Here is a 17,215-nt window from a genome sequence, read left to right on the forward strand (position 1 = left end):
AATTGGAATGATGGAAAAAACTACCAAAAGCGTCCTTACTAGTATTGCTTCATTCTATTTAATGAAGCAATACTAGTAAATAACACGTTATTCAAGCTGATCATTAAAGCGAAGTTCTTTTGTAGGTTATTTTTCTAAAGCACCCATTATCCTGGTTTTTTTAGAAATTTTGCCGGATTAAGTGATTTGTCATTGTGCCTAATTTCAAAATGCAAATGCGCGCCGGTCGAACGTCCGGTGCTTCCTACTTCAGCGATTTTTTGCCCTTGTAGTACGATTTGCCCAAGTTTTACCAGTCTTTTAGACGCATGCGCATAACGACTAACCAAATCATTTCCATGATCAATTTCGATCATATTACCATAATCGGGGTGTCGATCCGAATAAACGACCACTCCTGCTGCTGCTGCTTTGATCGGTGTTCCCATGGGTGCAGAAAAATCTACTCCTTCATGAAAAGCTTTTCTTCCAGTAAAGGGATCAATGCGATATCCATATCCAGAAGAAAACCAATCTATTTCTATAGGCATTTCAGAGGGCACTATCAGTTTTGATAAGCGGTCATTACGAAGCAATAAATCCAACGCACCCAATTTATCGGTTTTTTCAATTAGTAAATTGGAAAGTTTCTCTACTTTATCGTTGAACTCGCTAAGAGTAAATTCGTTACCAGGTAACGAATGGAAAGCACCACCTTGTCCGGGTGCTTCCATCATAAAAAGATCGTTTGATTTAATACCAGAAGATTCTGCTAAACGCCCACCAAGTACATCCAATTGCATCAACTGTGCCTGCATTTGCCCCAGCTTACTTGCCATACTATTGAGGTTTTCCTGCATATGCGTTTGGATTTTTTGATGCCTTTCTTCTAAAGGATTAACTAAAACAGCTCGCACTGCTGGAATATCAATTTTGTGTGCATATCGAAGTGAAATGAAATTTAAACCTAGTGCAAGGAGCAAAACAACGCATAGAAACGCACTTGATATTAATATAATATTTGCCTTTGTAAGTCTTATTTTTTTTGTTCGATCTGAATTATTCGAAATAAAAATGATGTTCATATAAAAAATAAATGACGCCTATAAATAGTGATATATAAATAAAAATATGACATCTCAAAAAATTAACGTTTATTTTGATATGCTTGGCGAGTCGCCACAGTATAAAAATATTCTTTCATTAGCTCATAGGCTTTATGAAAACCAATTGGCATTTGCGAAGCTAGTTCCAGCAAATCTGGCACCCTATTGTTACCTCAGTAAAATTAATAATAATGAGTTAACCGTGATTGTAAAAAATGGCGCTATTGCTGCAAAACTTAGACAAGTTTCCCCAACGCTGTTGGATAAACTGCAAAAGCTAGGATGGAAAATTACTTCAATTCACTTATTGGTGCAAGGTAATTTCTTTCAGGATAAAGTAGATTTCTTTGATAAACAAAGGTATATCAAAAAAATAATTTTTACTCACGCCGCTCGGAAGAGTCTGAGTGAGTTTGTTACTACTTCACAGGACAGCGAACTAATAAGAGCCGTGAAATCTTTTCTTCAGAAACACGAGAGCAACCCAATCCAATTCCATGTAAAGAAGTAAGCAATTTACATTTTGAAATGTTGTAAGATTTCAGATTGCTGTTTATTCATATTATTCCAACACAAGTGTTTAACGAAAGGAGTAGCCAAATGAAATCTATAATTACGTTAGGCGTAGCATTGATTTTGTTGCTATGGTTGTCCGGTTGCGCTAACACAAAACCCATTCTATATCCTAATGCCCATTATAATTCCGTTGGACGAGAAGCGGCAGAAGCAGATGTTGAGGCTTGTAGGCGACTCGCTGAATCCGCAGGCGCTAGCGAGGATAGCAGTGATTCAGCAGCGGGTAGGGTTGCGACTAGTACAGCTATGGGGGCAGGGATGGGAGCCGCAGGTGGAGCAGTTGGGGGCGCAATTTCTGGCGGTGCAGGTCATGGCTCGTTAATCGGTGCTGCAAGCGGTGCTGCAATTGGACTACTGCGAGGTATTTTCTTTGCAGCAAGACCTTCTCAGCCTAATCCAGCATACGTTAATTTTGTATACCAATGCTTACAGGAAAAAGGCTATTCAGTAACCGGCTGGCAATGATGTGGGGCAATAACAAGCCTTTTTCTGATTGCGAAGAAGAGATGTTGGAAAATCCAGTTCTAGTTCATAGAATATAGAAGTTAACCAGATATTGTAGAGAATTCTTTTATGGAAAATGAGAGGAAAAATTCATCCGCGCCTTACGATTAGAAAAGGCTTAGCGCGGATGAATAAGAGGGAGGGATACAACTTTTTAACAAAAATACCGATCAACTAATGTTTAAACAGTATGGAATTCATTATGCGCATAATTTTGTGTTTTGGGAATGTGACAAATTGTCGCAGGTGTTTGGCGTAGATATTTATGTTCCCATTAGAAAAAGTAATTGATTGAAAAAATTCCCTCGTGATTGTGATCATAACGATTCAATTCAAGCCGAACATCGAGATTTTGCGAGAGAGCGTAGCGCGTTGCAAATTGTGTAGTAAAAAACAGTTTGGTTTCTCCTAGTAAAAAGATCTGATAGCTGCCGGATAACTTGATGCGCCAATTCTGAGTAACATCATAATAGCTACCAACTTCAATATCGCCACCTAAGCGATAATGCTCTTTCAGTTCCTTAGAAACTTCTGCTTTTACATCAGCAAAGGAAAAAAGCAGCAATGGCGAAAAGAAATTCGGGCGATAGGAAAATCCTCGGCCATAACTACCTTTGAGAAGGTTGCAATAGTTACAGTCATGGTCTCTCAGTGTGTCAATTCCGATATCCAATCGCCAAGACAGCTTGTTGAATAAGGGATCGAAGGGATTGAGTGCGGTAATGGCAAGAAACTTTGCCTGATCCAATCTGAGACGTTCGGATTCGATGAAGTAACGAAGCTTGAAATCCATAAAAATGATTTCCGAATTCTTATCATAACCGATGTCTCTTGCCATTAAATCATGGTAAGCGGGTCGGTAGGCAAATTCGAGAAAAGGCTCGTGATCGTTGTGACCTACTCCCAATTGTGAACGGTCGGTACCGTGTCCAAGGTCAGGCCGTGTAGAAAACTGTTCGATTTGATTGTTGCTATCGTCGCTAATGGGTAGTCGACTGCGTGCCAGTAATACTGAACGCGGGATTTTGACTTCTTTATCTGTTTTTCTCTGCATGCTCAAATATTGTAAATAATCCATATAGGCATTGAGTAGTAATGCTTTTGATGAATTGGGGAGCTGTTTGAAGCGCTCATCCTCTATCGTCGTTCTCTCTTTGGCGATATCGAGAAAAAGTTGTTGTTCTTCAACAGTCATATGCATGCGCTTATGGTTCATCTTGGTCAAAACCGCAGGCCGGTAGTCGATTTGCTTCACTAGACCTTTTTGCGCTTTGACCAGTTTGATTGTGTCAGTGGGAATGACACTGAAGAAGAATTGATCTTTCAAGTGCAACTCGGGATTGGCAATCTCTAGCAACGAAAGCACATGATACGAACAATTTTCCTGAAAGTAGTAATAATCGAAATAGGTTCCACCTAATTCCCATAGATGCAATAACATCATATTAAGCTGATCTTCGGTAAATTTGAGCTGATATTCCCAAAGATCACGGCTTTCCCAGTTGTTATATTCCTGGACCTTGGTGTAGTAAGGAAATACTGCAAATCGGCCTTCGAATGAACCAATCAGTCCTTTCAGGGCATACAAAAATGCATTGTCGGTATCGGGTTCTGCAGCATAGTTGACACCATAATTGATTAATTGATTATCAGGTCCTGTTCTTCGACTATCGATGCGAATCAACGTGTGACCAAACATCGAAGCGGGATTGTTGAGGAAATATGAAGCGAATACTAGTGTTACGCCGACCGGGTCCAACGTTGTCAACCAGCGATTCAGGCGATCGCAATGTTGTATCTGAATCCGATCCGGATCAAATTGCAATTGCTGACTCAACCATTTAAATCGCGCTGGAAAATTACATTGCGGATGTTCTTTGCCCTCTGAGAGTTGCTCCATGGGAACAAAAAAACTAGCAAGTGTTGCGTCTAATTCAGATTCCGGGTCGGTTTTTCCAGTGGGGGAAGCAAAAAAATCTATGCCATCGGCTTCGCTGACCACGCCACCAAAAGTTTTTTTATTATATTTCAGCAATAATCGCCAGACACGTTTGCTGCTGAGTTGTTGCTGCTTTGCTTGTTGTTGCAGTTCTAGGAGATAGTGATTGTTAGCACTGGCATGCGTAATACAGAAGAAGCTAAAACACAACAATACCGTGCAACATACGAATCCAAATCGAAACGCAAATGAAGGAAAACAATATGTAATTAAACGGACATAGCGTAGCACTACGTCCGTTATACTTACTTCTCTCAATCAATTGAGGGAAGAGATTCGAATATTACAAGATTTTGCAAGTTTAGGATTATCGTTGATTTGATTTTCAAGCTTCGCAAGCAGTTCAGCTGAGGTAACCTGATCATTTGAAATTAACTGGTCAAATTTACTCTGGGTCATTGCACCGAATTCTTGGTGTGTACTTCCTGGGCATTGATACAAATTAGCCAGTGTCGAAAGCGTTTCGCCTTTGCCTTGTGCCATTTCTTTTACCAGACTAGTGTAGTTTTGTTGCGCAAAGACTTCTCTTTCCTTATGTAAGCTAATCAAACCATGATCACCACAATTGGAAGTTCCTGAGGTGATACCGAAAGTCTGACTTCCCGAAGTGCCATTGGTAGTAGCTGCTAAAATTTGCTTGCCTCCTGGTTCAGATCCCATAATCTCAGAACCCCATCCGCAACCTGCAGCACCATATCCAGCGGCAGAAGCGGCAACGGGGGACAGGAGTAAGAGTGCTGTTGCTGCTATTAAACCATTTCGTATCATAATGCTCTCCAAAGGAATGTTCTAGGTAACATCAAACTGTTTTTGATTGATGTCTTAAAGCAGTGTTTCTGAATCAATCATTATATCAACACTTTAAAAAGTGACCCCACAAGACCATCATCACCTTTATTGAAACACCTCGAATGTACTGAACCATCGTTGGGTTGTCAAATTTTTACAAAACGAAAAAACAAAAAGTTGAACGTCCAAAGGATAGTTGTCTGTGTGATAACAAATGTTTTTTAGCAGTTGTCACGTTGTTCTCCAGAATAATTTCATACGTGATAAGCTGCGCCATGCATCACTGGGCTTGTGTTCGCGTTGCAAGGTTTCAATTTCTAACACACCGCTGAGTCGACCGAGATCGAAGGCCACTGGCCCTATTTTTTGGGCAAGTTGTTGTAAAAGCCGTGATGACACACGTCTATCATTGGTATAACCTAGTTCGTCCTGCAAATCTGCTAGCATTTTAGTAAAGCGTTGAGGATTTTTGCAATTAAACAAAGAAAATAAAGTATCCGCAGCGTAGCGCATTTTTTTTGCTGCAATACGTGCCTGATGACGTTCTGGCGCGGTTTGTGTTGTCAAGCTTTGACAACATTGATGTAACGCTTGCCATCGATCTTCAAGAATTTTTGCTGCCCATTGTTGAATATGCTCTTTGGCCATTATCTCAGCGTGGGATGGCAAAGCTATCAAATGTCGTTCGATAGCGAGAATCAACGCAGTAAATTCTACATGATGTAATTTTTTGTGTGTCCGTTGTCGTATTTTTATGGCGATGTCGTGAATGGCGGTTAATGTGGCCTGTTGAATTGGTTCATGTCCAGGTATAGATGTTATTTTTTTTGATAGATCAGGAAGAATTTCGTGTTCAAAAACATCCCAATCTCTCGCCTCATTGAGTTCCTGCATTATTTTCCGCAACGATTTATTCCAAGGGATTGCAATCGGTTGCTTTGTTGATTGAAGCAGCGCTAAGCCGGAACGGATACGCCGCAAAGCAACACGAATTTGGTGTAGATACTCTGGATTATCGATGTGCCGGAAGTACCCTGGCATATTTGCGAGTAATTGTTTTAATGCGGTTGCGATAATACAGCAATAAATATCAGTAATGCTCTGATCTGCATGAAATAGAATTGGTGAGGCTTTGATCGGTTTTATCGTGTTTGCACCCACTAATAAATAACCGCGTGCGGCTTTGCTTTGCGGTTCAACGAACAGAGGAACTTGTTGTAATAGCTGTTCTGCTAAATCGAATAGAAATTCAGCGGGGCCTGATTTGAGTTCGAATTCCACTTCGCAAACTTCTTGTTGCAAATCGTTCGCGGTTATTGCTCCAGTATCTAGCGCAATTTCTACCTGATTATCAGCATTTTTTAGAAACCAAGTAGTACGTTTAAATTCTGTCACAAAAACGGGTGCAACTTGTTCAAGTTCGATTCCAGCTAATAGATCGATTGCTTCTTTGGATAATACGGTGAAATCTGGATGTGTATCGTTTTTAACGACTGCTTCCCATTCCGGACGATATGTTAATGTTCCAGTCGATTGCGCTTCAGCTTTCAAAGTCTGAATCCATCGCTTTTTGCCGATACGTCGAATACGTAACGCAATACCGCGTTGTTTAAGCTGAAAGGTATCGGTATCGAAATAAATACTGCGCAAGTGCTGCCGTTGCGGTTTGATTTTACGGAGTAGTGATGCATCTAGGATGCGAGATATGTGTCGTGGATGCAATGCCAGCTTAAGTTCAATTTCCATGATGACTCGGTCTAGCGAAATAAAGTACGGTTTATTCGATTTTTAGCGTAGCAAAATCAATATTTGAGGGTGCTGCCGGCATTTTTAATTTCATGCTTTCTAAGGCACTGGCCACGATTTGCGCAACTAGTAGATTACGATACCAGTTGCGATTGGCCGGAATCACAAACCAAGGTGATCGCTCGGTGCTGGTTGCCCGAATCATGTCCTCAAAAGCGTCCATATAATCTTGCCAAAACTTTCGTTCTTCGATATCTCCAATATTAAATTTCCAATTTTTTTCTGGGTTACGGATACGCTCTTCCAATCGTTTTTTCTGTTCGTCTTTAGAAATATGCAGAAAAAATTTTACAATAGTCGTACCATTTTCCGACAACATTTCTTCAAACGCATTAATTTGCTCAAAGCGTTGCTTAGCGATTTTGTCGGATATCTTGCCATGAACGCGAGTAATCAGTACGTCTTCATAATGAGAGCGGTTAAAAATCCCAATATGGCCTTTTTCCGGCGCACTATAATGTACTCTCCACAAGAAATCGTGCTTCAATTCTTGCTCCGATGGTGTTTTAAATGTTGCGACTTGGCATCCTTGCGGGTTGACGCATGACATGACGCTTTTTATTGTGCCATCTTTCCCGCTGGTATCCATTCCCTGCAGAATAATCAGTAGTGAGTATTTGCCGTTAGCATACAGACGCTCTTGAAGCTGCTGAATTTTTTTAGTGTAGCTTTTCGTTTGTGTTTTCGCTTTTTCTTTATCGCTGGCTGTTTTTTTAAAATTATCGGTGTCGTCGGGATCAAACTTTGACAGTGTTACTTGATCATCTGCTTTTATTTGATATTTTTTCATGGCATTCACTCTGTAAGGATCTGATATTCATAGTAGTCTACTTTTTCGGAAGCAACAATCAAGCAGATCAATTGACAAATTGCATCTTTTTGCTAAATATTCGTTGTCGTTTTAAACAAATGGCTTCGATATCTAGAGGTGTTGTCAAGATTGGAATTGGGATGTAATTGAGTTGATTGATCGTAAGTACTTGTTGCAAATGATCGCCAATTTTCAATGAACAACTATCCATGCCTGCGCTTTGAAAATAGATATCACCTTGTGTTGCGCCATACGTTGTCAACTGTTGGAATGAGCCGCGTGCTCCGATGGCACCCACTAGGCTCATGGCGGGATGGAATTCTGTCTTAGTGGCGAATACTTTTTTAGCCTCTATATATTCACGAAAGATATCTGCAATTGCAAGTCTTACATTAAATAATGAGCGTGCGCCAATAAATGGTATGGGACCTTCTTGTAAGTCTCCCCAAATAAACCCTCCCATGCCGCCAAACAAAGGGGAAGAATCAAAAACTTGTGCAAATGCATTAATTTGATCAATCGTTTGATTTTCGGAAGGAAAGTGGTAAAAGTTTTGGAAAGTACCGGGTACGAGAAAAATTTTTCGTCCAATCGGATGAACCGTTTCCATGGACAACACTGCGTTTCTAATCCAATCGATGTATACGCTTTGTGGCATGGATGAAGTGATGGTATTTTCTGAAGTTGCCCCAGCAATAATGCATTCCGAATTGGAGCTATCACAAACCAGGTTTAATTTATGGTCAGAGTCGAATAGAAAGGGTAGTTTCTGAAAGACTTTCAAAAAAGGAAGGTTTTTCAACCCTAATTCTTTTAATAAAAAATTAATGACATTTGAATCGGTGATTTTATATGGTATTAGGTTATCGGGATAAGCGTTACTGAAAGATTCAACGATACTAAGGCTTGCGATATTTGTAGTGTTATTGGTATCTGAGAAAATATTGGAAATGTCGGTCATGCCGCATTGATCAAACGATCCATAGCAGTCATATCCCAAGTATTCAACGTCATCTAGCAGAATCACATTATCTGAAGGATTGCTATTTTTCTGATAGATTAACTCAGCAAATGCTTCGATGTGGAGCATGCCGCTTCCTGGCAAGGCTTTACGTAATTCTGCGCCGATTTTCCTAAATATATCCAGTGTGCGGGTATATTTATCAGTAATTTCAGTACAAGCGGTTGGGTTCTGATTGAGGCAGGATAAACGCAATCTCCATAATGGTTCATCAACGAGAAATAGTATGGGACCTTGATAATCCGAGGCCGTTATGGCTTGAGCCAACGGAGTAACATCGAGCTCTCTGAAAGAGTGTGTCGTTTCATCAAAAAGGAACCGGCCAATTTCAATCACAGGAATCAAGTTATGGGTGTTTCTATTTAAGTACCGTGTAACATCGTTTAAATCTTTAGGCGTGAAAGCAAATGCATTGGAAAAGCTTGCAACCTCGCTGATATGACTGGGCTCATTCAAGGCAAAACCAACAATTTTCTCATTAGGTTTAGTCGAAAAATATTTTTTTGCATGTTCTAAACAAAATTGATAATGATCTGAATTATTATCGATAGCGCCATTATGAAAGATTTGCGATGGATAAATTCCATAAAATCCATGCTTGAACACCTCAAAGTTAGTCATCTCGGTATGTGTCGCAAGTAAATGCGCATTGCCGTTTCGACATGAAAAAGACGCATCGTTGTCTTTATTAATAGCATTACCCCAAGATTTTTTTATACTGGAATTGGCATATAAGTACGAAATCGCATGTCCTGATTGCTGTAATTTTTCCACAGCACGATCTACCGACTCATCCAATACACGTGCCACATTGTCTCCAGATTGGCTGATCGAACCGCGAAAAGGATTTAGACTGATGATAACAATGGGTTTGTCGCTGGATAATTGCAGCTTTGTAAAAAGATTTTCAAAGTAGTGCGATAAATCCAATAAACCGCTAGTTTGTACAATGTACTGATAAGTAGAGCGGGTTTGCTCTAGCGTGTGCGGTATAATCGCTTGACTATCTGGTAAATCATAATGCCATACATCGGCGTTCAAATATTCAGCAGACGCACGCAACTCTAAAGTACGTTGTTCGCCGCAACTGCTTGCACTCTCCGATTCTGATTTGCAACCTGATTTACCTTGCGTGGCAATAATCATGGCGCAATAATTGGTATTTTCAGAACAATGATCCTTCATGAACGGATAAATCAGAAGTTCATCGCCAGGGTATGCGCCGACAAAAATGAAACGATTAGGGCTGTCGAACCGAGAATTTTGAGCCTTGGTACAAAACGGATCGTCACGGCAAGGATCCGCAGCGGATACACTACAAGCCAACAAGGTGCTTACGATAATAATAGCCGTAAATAATAAAGCCTTCATCATATTAGAATCCTATTCTTGCGATCGACCGAGGTTCCTTGTTGCTTTCCTGATGTGTAGGATAGTTTAATGTACGATCCTTATGATTGATAGAGTTGCTGATTAAAGCTGTGGTATTTAATCGGATGAATCTTGCACTTGAATCCAATGCTCCAAGAGTAGCTGCATTGTCCTTCTTCCATTAAATTCATTGACTTGGACGCGATATACGGCATCAATTACTTCGGGTAATGGGTCGTGATAAAAAAATAATATCGCGTCGTAGGTAGCCTCAGCCGGTGGCTCGTGGTCGTCTCGATCTAAAGTATGCAGTTTTCGTAAGCGCAGTTTTGAATGCTTTCCACCTACAGTACGCTGACTTTCTATCGTAAAACGGGTCATAAAGGTAGGTTGTGGGAATCCTTGCCCCCAAACTTGTTGATCCAGAAACTCGGCTAATTCCAAATTGATTTCCGATAGCATTAGATCGCCATCGGTTTCAATTACGTGCGTCAAATCATGCGGTGACAAGAGTGCTTGCGCAGCTTGTTCAAAAGCTCGGCAGAATTGCATGAATGCTTGCTGTTTAATAGTCAATCCTGCAGCGGCTGCGTGACCGCCAAATTTGATAATGAGTCCAGGGTGTTTTTTAGTTATCCAATCCAATGCATCACGCAAATGAAATCCCTGGATAGAGCGCCCTGAGCCTTTCAACTCATCGCCATGACCAGGAGCAAAAATAATCGCTGGACGGTGATATTTATCTTTAATTCGTGAAGCGAGAATGCCAATCACACCTTGATGCCAATCCTGATCGTATAAGCTGATGGTGTAGTTATCTTGAGCTTCTGTTTCTGTTTGGTGTCGTGTCAGCAAATGTTCCAGCTTAATTAATGCGCTTTCTTGCATGACTGATTCGATCTCGCGCCGCTCGCCATTTAATGTATCCAATTGCTGCGCAATGTGCGCAGCGTAGGCTTCATCATCGGTAATTAAGCACTCAATGCCTAACGACATGTCATCTAGACGACCTGCTGCATTTAAGCGTGGCCCGATGATGAAACCCAATTCATAAGTGGAAATTTGCCGGTAGTCACGTTTTGCGATTTGTAATAAAGCGTGGATGCCAGCGCAACACTGCCCTTTGCGCATACGCTGCAAGCCTTGTTGCACTAGGATACGATTATTGCTATCCAATTTAACCACGTCCGCAACTGTTCCAAGCGCAACCAGATCGAGAAAGTTAGCCAAATTGGGTTCCGGCATAGACGCGGAAAAAGCGTTTCGGTTACGCAGCTCAGCTCGCAGTGCCAACATCAGATAAAAAATCACACCGACACCTGCAATACTTTTGCTCGGAAAAGGGCAACCGGGTTGATTGGGGTTGATAATTGAAGCCGCATCCGGTAATGCCTCCCCCGGGAGATGATGATCGGTAATGAGTACGCGCATACCGAGTGCATTTGCTTCCGTAACACCGTCGATACTGGCAATACCGTTATCGACAGTAATCAGAATATCCGGTTTTTTCAGTGTATGCGCAAGTCGAACGATTTCTGGCGTTAAACCGTAGCCAAATTCAAAGCGATTCGGTACTAAATAATCAACAACGGCACCAAATTTTCGTAAGATGCGAATACCAATTGCGCAAGCAGTGGCGCCGTCGGAATCGTAATCCGCAATAATTAATAAGCGTTTCTTAGCGGCAATCGCATCAGCCAGCAATGCGGCGGTTTGAGTGACGTTTTTGAGTTGCGTAAAGGGGATCAACTGCGCCAGTTCTGTTTCCAGCTGTTGGATATTATGAATGCCTCGTGCGGCGTAAATACGCGCTAGAACAGGAGGTAGCCCACCATCACTTAAATTCTTATAGCATTGGGGGTCAAATAATCGGGTAACAATTTTGCTCATGTATCTAACGTTGCCCGTCAAACATCGCTTCAGAAAATATCAGCCAGAAACATCGGTTGCTACATTTTCTGCATCTGTAATTTTCTCTGCTTTGAGTAAATAAATTCGACGGCTATCTACGCGTTGTACTGTAAATTTAAATGGATCAATGGCAACTGATTCACCGCGGTTAGGCATGCGGCCAAATTTATTTAGCACCAGACCGCCGATAGTATCGTAATCTGTATCATCATAATACGTATTGAGTGCTTGATTAACGCACTCGATTTCGGTGATTGCTTTGATGCGATACACGTCTTCCGCTTCGGCTACGATATTGTCTTCCTCTTCGTCGAAATCGTATTCGTCTTCAATTTCACCAACAATTTGTTCCAATACATCTTCGATTGTTACCAATCCAGCAGCGCCACCGTATTCATTGACTACAATAGCCATATGATTGCGGTTACTGCGAAAATCTTTCAATAGTACATTTAAACGCTTGGATTCGGGAATAAACACGGCTGGACGTAACATGCCGCGCAAATTGAACTCATCTGGGTCTGCATAATAGCGTAGCAAATCTTTTGCGAGCAGAATGCCGATGATTTCGTCCTCGTTTCCTTCGATAGCAGGAAAACGTGAATGCGCAGCTTCAATCATAAATGGAATGAACTCTTCCGGTTTTTTACTGATATCGATTAAGTCCATCTGTGAGCGTGGCACCATGATATCGCGTGCCTGCATTTCTGAAACCTGCATGACACCCTCTATCATGCTGAGTGCATCTGAATCGAGCAGATCTCGCTCAAATGCGGAGTGCAACACGGTAATTAATTGTTCGCGGTCTTCTGGCTCACGAATCAACAAAGCACTGAGTCGTTCTAGCCAGCCGCTCTTAGGTGAAGGATCATCCATGTATTGTGCTCATAAAATGTAAATTTTGATTATTCAGGTTAGGCGCTCAGATTTTGCTAATTGCAGAGTCACGTCCGTTTTTTGTTCCAAATAAGGATTTTGATAGCCAAAACGAGACAATATCTGGCTTTCCATCTGTTCCATTGCAACCGCTTCCGACTCAATCAGATGATCGTATCCTTGTAGATGCAATACGCCATGTATCGTCAAATGCGCATAATGCGCGTGCAGCTGTTTGCGTTGCTGTTGCGCTTCTTGGAGGATGATCGGTGCGCACAGTACAATATCGCCCATCATCGGTTGAACATCATGATCGGTAAAGGTAAGCACGTTGGTAGCATAATCTTTTCCACGGAACTTGCCATTTAATTGCTGCCCTTCCACTTCGTCAACGATACGAATGACAATCTCAGCTTGTTGTGTCAATGCAGCTTTGACCCAACGGCGAAATTGCTGGCGTGTCGGCAGTGCTTCGGAATCGCCGCTGGCATATTGCACTGCAAGCTTAAAAGTGGGATGCATATGCAACGTGTCAAGGTTCGGCAGTGCGTCGATCGTGTTGCTCATAAGCGTTGATGATGCGTTGCACCAAAGGATGTCTGACTACGTCGTCCGATTTAAAGCGAGTGAAAGCAATGCCGCGAATATTCGTCAATACGTCTTGAACATCCACCAAACCGCTTTTTTGGTGTTTTGGTAGATCGATTTGCGTAATATCGCCGGTTATCACTGCCTTAGATCCCATGCCGATGCGTGTCAAAAACATTTTCATTTGTTCAGGGGTCGTGTTTTGCGCTTCATCCAAAATAATAAACGATTGATTCAAGGTGCGTCCGCGCATAAATGCGAGCGGTGCAATTTCAATGGTATTGCGCTCAAACTGCTTGCTCGTTTTATCGAACCCCATCAAATCATAAAGCGCATCATACAAAGGACGTAAGTAAGGATCGACTTTCTGCGTCAGATCGCCCGGTAAAAAGCCCAAACGTTCCCCTGCTTCGACGGCTGGTCGGACCAAAATCAAACGAGATACCAAACCACGTTCCAAAGCATCGACCGCGCTGGCTACTGCAAGATAGGTTTTTCCGGTACCGGCAGGGCCGATGGCGAACGTGATATCGTGATCTTGAATTTGTTGCAAATATTGAATTTGACGCGGCGTCCGGCCATGAAGGTTACTACGGCGCGTCATCAGTGACGCCGGTACTGGCGAATTCACTAAGGATATATTGATATCGCCATCTCCCACAGTTGTTGGTTTTCCTGAGTTCAGTGCCTCGACCAAACCCAATTGAATTTGCTCCAAGCTCAAGTGCTGCTTCGATTGGTTGTAAAAATCGCGTAAAACCTTTGCAGCCAATTTAGTTTGATCAGAACGACCTGACAGGCTGAAATGCTCACCACGGCGGGATATTTCCACATCCAATACATTTTCAACTTGTTTGAGATTTTCGTCCAAAGAACCGCACAAGTTGGCCAGTCGCTGATTGTCGGCGGGTGTGAAGGAGATTTCGAGAGATGCTGATTTCAATGTTAAACGATGCTATTACAATAGTGCGATTGTCGCAGCGGTTGCGATACTTTGCAAGCAAAAAACCACGTAGCGTATCGCAATTATTCCGATAGCATTTCGCCGCGTAGAGAATGAGCGCGCGCTTCGGTAATACGAACATTGATGAAGCTGCCGACATGTTCAGGACTGCTTGTTAGATTGACGACTCGATTATTATCGGTTCGACCGGAAAATTCACCGGCATTCTTTTTAGAAACACCTTCCAGTAATACCCGTTGTACCGAATTCACCATGCTTTGACTGATTTTGCGAGCTTGTTGATTGATTTGTGCTTGCAAGCGGTGCAATCGTTCTAGCTTGACTTCCTGCGGCGTTTCATCGGGTAAATCTGCGGCAGGTGTGCCAGGGCGAGGGCTATAAACAAAGCTATACGATTCGTCAAAATTTAATTCTTCAATTAATTTCATTGTGGCCGCAAAATCGGACTCGGTTTCTCCAGGAAATCCCACAATAAAATCTGAAGATAATGAAATATCTGGACGAATAGCGCGTAGTTTTCGAATGATCGATTTATATTCCAGCACGCTGTAGCCACGTTTCATTGCTGCAAGCACCCGGTCGGAGCCGGATTGCACTGGCAAATGCAAATGATTGACCAGTTTTGGCAAGTTGCGATACGCTTCAACTAAGCGTGTAGTAAATTCTTTAGGATGCGAGGTAGTATAGCGAATGCGCTCAATGCCGGGAATTTCGTGCAAATATTCCAATAACAAAGCAAAATCGGCAATCTCGCCGTCATCCATGACGCCCAAATAGGCATTGACATTTTGCCCTAGCAGAGTGATTTCCTTAATGCCTTGGTCTGCCAGTACGGCAATTTCCGTCAACACATCATCAAGTGGACGGGATACTTCCTCTCCCCGCGTATAAGGCACTACGCAAAAGCTGCAATACTTGCTACAGCCTTCCATGATTGATACGAATGCTGTAGCGCCTTCGGTACGGGCCGGCGGTAGATGGTCGAATTTTTCGATTTCAGGAAACGAAATATCCACTTGTGGCCGACCAGTCGCTTTACGTGTTTCAATCAACTGTGGTAACCGATGCAATGTTTGCGGACCAAAGACCACATCGACGAATGGAGCGCGGGTCACAATCGCCTTCCCTTCCTGGCTCGCGACACACCCTCCCACGCCAATCAACAAATGAGGATTTTTTTCTTTCAAATGGCGTACACGACCCAGATCATGAAATACTTTTTCTTGCGCTTTCTCGCGCACAGAACAAGTATTAAATAAGATCACATCGGCTTGAGCGGGATCGTCGGTTGCCTCCATGCCATATGCAGCATGCAGCACATCGGCCATTTTCTCCGAGTCGTACTCATTCATCTGGCAACCAAAAGTTTTGATATATAGTTTGTTACTCACAGATTATTACTGGTCCTGAATTTAAGTGAATTGTGCGCCTTGCAGGCAAAAGTCATTTTATTTTTTTCTCGCCTTTGGCTTCTTCTTCGGTCAAATACCAGATACGATGCAAATTTCCCATCATATCAATTTGATAACGTATGGCGCCGCGTTTATACGTGGCATTGGGTAATACAATTTGATTGTCGCTGTCGCGTACTTGTCCTGCTGCTCCCATAATCATGAGATTTCCATCAATATTGAATTGAGGAAAAGACGCGCCATTCAAATTTCCCAATTTGCTATCGGGTGGAAAATTTCTTTCCATTTGACCAGAAGCCGACATGACCCCTGTCACCGATAAAATCAACCCAATCAAAAAATATCCGATCGCACGTGTAATCTTCATAATCATTGCCAAGAAAATGCTATCAAATCAGAATGATCGACAATATACAAACATCCGGTACTAAGACTCGTTTTTAGAGTGACCTAATGATACGCTAAACGGAAAATGCCGAGCAATGGATTTGTATTCATCATTCTGATTCTTTATAGTGCATGGGTGTATTCATGCAGAGATTAACATGGAATCAAGTCCGGTGATTAAAACACAATTGACCTGCAAGATTGAACTGCCGAAACACTACCACATTAACGCAATTCTAGCGTTTCATCAGCGTGACCCCCAAGCAATTGCAGAATATGTTAATGAGCATTCGCTAACCAAAGGGTTGCTTTGGAATGAGCAACCAGCTTGCTTGACCATCCATTTTCAATCCGGTGTCGCGCAAGCTCAGTTAACCCTTGATGGAACTGTAAACAACGGCGACTCTGCTTTACTGAGCAAGTATTTGCACCGATTATTGGGATTAACCCAAGCAATCGAGGAATTTGAGCAATGTTTTCGGAATCACCCTGAGTTAGGTCCTATGCTGCGTAAACAAACGGGGTTGCGAATTCCTACTACTTTTTCCGTTTTTGAAGCAATCAGCTGGGCGATCATTGGACAACAGATCAGTGTCAACGCCGCCGTATCAATTCGGCGCAAACTAATTCGCTACACCGATATTTCACACTCAAGCGGATTATTGTGCTACCCAAATGCCGAACGCATCGCGCAACTGCGCGTAGAAGAACTGCGCAATTGCGGACTTTCCTTGACCAAAGCCGAAGCCTTGCTGACCGTCAGCCGTATGCTCTCAAATGGTGAATTACATTTCACAGATGAATTTACGGTACCTCCCATCGACAGCCTACAGCGACAACTCGGTGCGGTTCGTGGTATCGGCCTTTGGACCATTAATTATGTTTTATTGCGTGGCTTTGGATGGCTTGATGCTTCATTACACGGCGATGTTGCCGTGCGTCGCGGTTTACAGAAACTTCTTGCTAGCCCTAACAAAATGAGTGAAAAGCAAGTACAGCAATGGTTGGAGCAATTTTCCCCTTGGCGTGCATTGGTCGCTGTGCATTTATGGTCATTAGGAAGTGTGATGGGAGCATAAGTCAATTGAATCACTAGTATTGTTTCATAGTCAGGA

At 42.3% G+C, this 17,215-nt stretch carries 15 protein-coding genes; 3 read left to right on the plus strand and 12 right to left on the minus strand.

From position 1 onward, the window contains the following. Positions 1-146: 146 nt before the first annotated feature. Positions 147-818 carry a M23 family metallopeptidase gene (locus W03_RS00340; RefSeq protein WP_244070284.1) on the minus strand — a complete coding sequence of 224 codons (672 nt, stop codon included), beginning with the start codon at positions 816-818 and terminating at the stop codon, positions 147-149. Positions 819-1,110: 292 nt separating this feature from the next. Between W03_RS00340 and W03_RS00345 the strand changes: the two genes are divergently transcribed. Both W03_RS00345 and W03_RS00350 read left to right on the plus strand, forming a co-directional pair. After that, positions 1,111-1,596 (plus strand): DUF721 domain-containing protein, encoded by a 486-nt coding sequence (locus tag W03_RS00345; RefSeq protein ID WP_244070286.1) that lies wholly within the window; start codon positions 1,111-1,113, stop codon positions 1,594-1,596. 89 nt (positions 1,597-1,685) lie between these two features. After that, on the plus strand, positions 1,686-2,126 hold the full coding sequence (locus tag W03_RS00350; protein ID WP_244070289.1) for a glycine zipper family protein: 441 nt from the start codon (positions 1,686-1,688) through the stop codon (positions 2,124-2,126). A gap of 313 nt (positions 2,127-2,439) precedes the next feature. On the opposite strand, the gene W03_RS00355 is transcribed toward W03_RS00350, so the two are convergent. The 11 genes from W03_RS00355 to W03_RS00405 all read right to left on the minus strand — a co-directional run bounded on the left by W03_RS00355 (position 2,440) and on the right by W03_RS00405 (position 16,080). Continuing rightward, the gene (locus W03_RS00355; protein WP_244070292.1) at positions 2,440-4,422 is read right to left on the minus strand and encodes a DUF4105 domain-containing protein; all 1,983 of its coding nucleotides are present in this window, start codon (positions 4,420-4,422) and stop codon (positions 2,440-2,442) included. Continuing rightward, a complete protein-coding gene (locus tag W03_RS00360; protein ID WP_244070294.1) occupies positions 4,423-4,932 on the minus strand; it encodes a DUF3015 family protein in 510 nt (169 codons plus the stop codon). It lies immediately after the preceding gene. Positions 4,933-5,184: 252 nt separating this feature from the next. After that, positions 5,185-6,699: a CYTH and CHAD domain-containing protein gene (locus W03_RS00365; RefSeq protein ID WP_244070296.1), complete on the minus strand. Its 1,515-nt coding sequence runs from the start codon at positions 6,697-6,699 to the stop codon at positions 5,185-5,187. A 31-nt stretch (positions 6,700-6,730) separates the two neighbouring features. Next, a complete protein-coding gene (locus W03_RS00370) occupies positions 6,731-7,549 on the minus strand; it encodes a polyphosphate kinase 2 family protein (protein ID WP_244070298.1) in 819 nt (272 codons plus the stop codon). A 67-nt stretch (positions 7,550-7,616) separates the two neighbouring features. Then, positions 7,617-9,965 carry a hypothetical protein gene (locus tag W03_RS00375; protein WP_244070300.1) on the minus strand — a complete coding sequence of 783 codons (2,349 nt, stop codon included), beginning with the start codon at positions 9,963-9,965 and terminating at the stop codon, positions 7,617-7,619. 114 nt (positions 9,966-10,079) lie between these two features. Then, positions 10,080-11,852 carry a single-stranded-DNA-specific exonuclease RecJ gene (gene recJ / locus W03_RS00380; RefSeq protein WP_244070302.1) on the minus strand — a complete coding sequence of 591 codons (1,773 nt, stop codon included), beginning with the start codon at positions 11,850-11,852 and terminating at the stop codon, positions 10,080-10,082. Between the two features lie 39 nt (positions 11,853-11,891). Next, a complete protein-coding gene (locus tag W03_RS00385; protein ID WP_244070304.1) occupies positions 11,892-12,749 on the minus strand; it encodes an HlyC/CorC family transporter in 858 nt (285 codons plus the stop codon). Positions 12,750-12,782: 33 nt separating this feature from the next. Next, a complete protein-coding gene (ybeY, locus tag W03_RS00390) occupies positions 12,783-13,316 on the minus strand; it encodes an rRNA maturation RNase YbeY (protein WP_244070307.1) in 534 nt (177 codons plus the stop codon). Further along, positions 13,282-14,280, minus strand: a complete 999-nt coding sequence (locus W03_RS00395) for a PhoH family protein (RefSeq protein WP_244070309.1) — start codon at positions 14,278-14,280, stop codon at positions 13,282-13,284. The genes ybeY and W03_RS00395 overlap by 35 nt, the downstream gene beginning before the upstream one ends. Positions 14,281-14,363: 83 nt before the next feature. Continuing rightward, positions 14,364-15,692, minus strand: coding sequence for a tRNA (N6-isopentenyl adenosine(37)-C2)-methylthiotransferase MiaB (miaB, locus tag W03_RS00400; RefSeq protein WP_244070311.1), 1,329 nt, complete (start codon positions 15,690-15,692; stop codon positions 14,364-14,366). A 52-nt stretch (positions 15,693-15,744) separates the two neighbouring features. Beyond that, on the minus strand, positions 15,745-16,080 hold the full coding sequence (locus W03_RS00405) for a hypothetical protein (RefSeq protein ID WP_244070313.1): 336 nt from the start codon (positions 16,078-16,080) through the stop codon (positions 15,745-15,747). Between the two features lie 178 nt (positions 16,081-16,258). On the opposite strand from W03_RS00405, the gene W03_RS00410 reads away from it, so the two are divergent. Next, positions 16,259-17,179 (plus strand): AlkA N-terminal domain-containing protein, encoded by a 921-nt coding sequence (locus W03_RS00410; RefSeq protein WP_244070315.1) that lies wholly within the window; start codon positions 16,259-16,261, stop codon positions 17,177-17,179. The last annotated feature ends 36 nt before the right edge of the window (positions 17,180-17,215 follow it).

It is taken from the genome of Nitrosomonas sp. PY1 (assembly GCF_022836435.1).
In the GTDB taxonomy this organism is placed as follows: domain Bacteria; phylum Pseudomonadota; class Gammaproteobacteria; order Burkholderiales; family Nitrosomonadaceae; genus Nitrosomonas.

What these genes read in the sequence shown, in the direction of transcription:
- W03_RS00350 (WP_244070289.1), top strand. Translation starts at nt 1,686, where the DNA reads ATGAAATCTATAATTACGTTAGGCGTAGCATTGATTTTGTTGCTATGG.
- W03_RS00345 (WP_244070286.1), top strand. Translation starts at nt 1,111, where the DNA reads ATGACATCTCAAAAAATTAACGTTTATTTTGATATGCTTGGCGAGTCG.
- W03_RS00410 (WP_244070315.1), top strand. Translation starts at nt 16,259, where the DNA reads ATGGAATCAAGTCCGGTGATTAAAACACAATTGACCTGCAAGATTGAA.
- ybeY (WP_244070307.1), bottom strand. Translation starts at nt 13,316, where the DNA reads ATGAGCAACACGATCGACGCACTGCCGAACCTTGACACGTTGCATATG.
- W03_RS00370 (WP_244070298.1), bottom strand. Translation starts at nt 7,549, where the DNA reads ATGAAAAAATATCAAATAAAAGCAGATGATCAAGTAACACTGTCAAAG.
- W03_RS00365 (WP_244070296.1), bottom strand. Translation starts at nt 6,699, where the DNA reads ATGGAAATTGAACTTAAGCTGGCATTGCATCCACGACACATATCTCGC.
- W03_RS00340 (WP_244070284.1), bottom strand. Translation starts at nt 818, where the DNA reads ATGGCAAGTAAGCTGGGGCAAATGCAGGCACAGTTGATGCAATTGGAT.
- W03_RS00375 (WP_244070300.1), bottom strand. Translation starts at nt 9,965, where the DNA reads ATGATGAAGGCTTTATTATTTACGGCTATTATTATCGTAAGCACCTTG.
- recJ (WP_244070302.1), bottom strand. Translation starts at nt 11,852, where the DNA reads ATGAGCAAAATTGTTACCCGATTATTTGACCCCCAATGCTATAAGAAT.
- W03_RS00360 (WP_244070294.1), bottom strand. Translation starts at nt 4,932, where the DNA reads ATGATACGAAATGGTTTAATAGCAGCAACAGCACTCTTACTCCTGTCC.
- W03_RS00385 (WP_244070304.1), bottom strand. Translation starts at nt 12,749, where the DNA reads ATGGATGATCCTTCACCTAAGAGCGGCTGGCTAGAACGACTCAGTGCT.
- W03_RS00405 (WP_244070313.1), bottom strand. Translation starts at nt 16,080, where the DNA reads ATGAAGATTACACGTGCGATCGGATATTTTTTGATTGGGTTGATTTTA.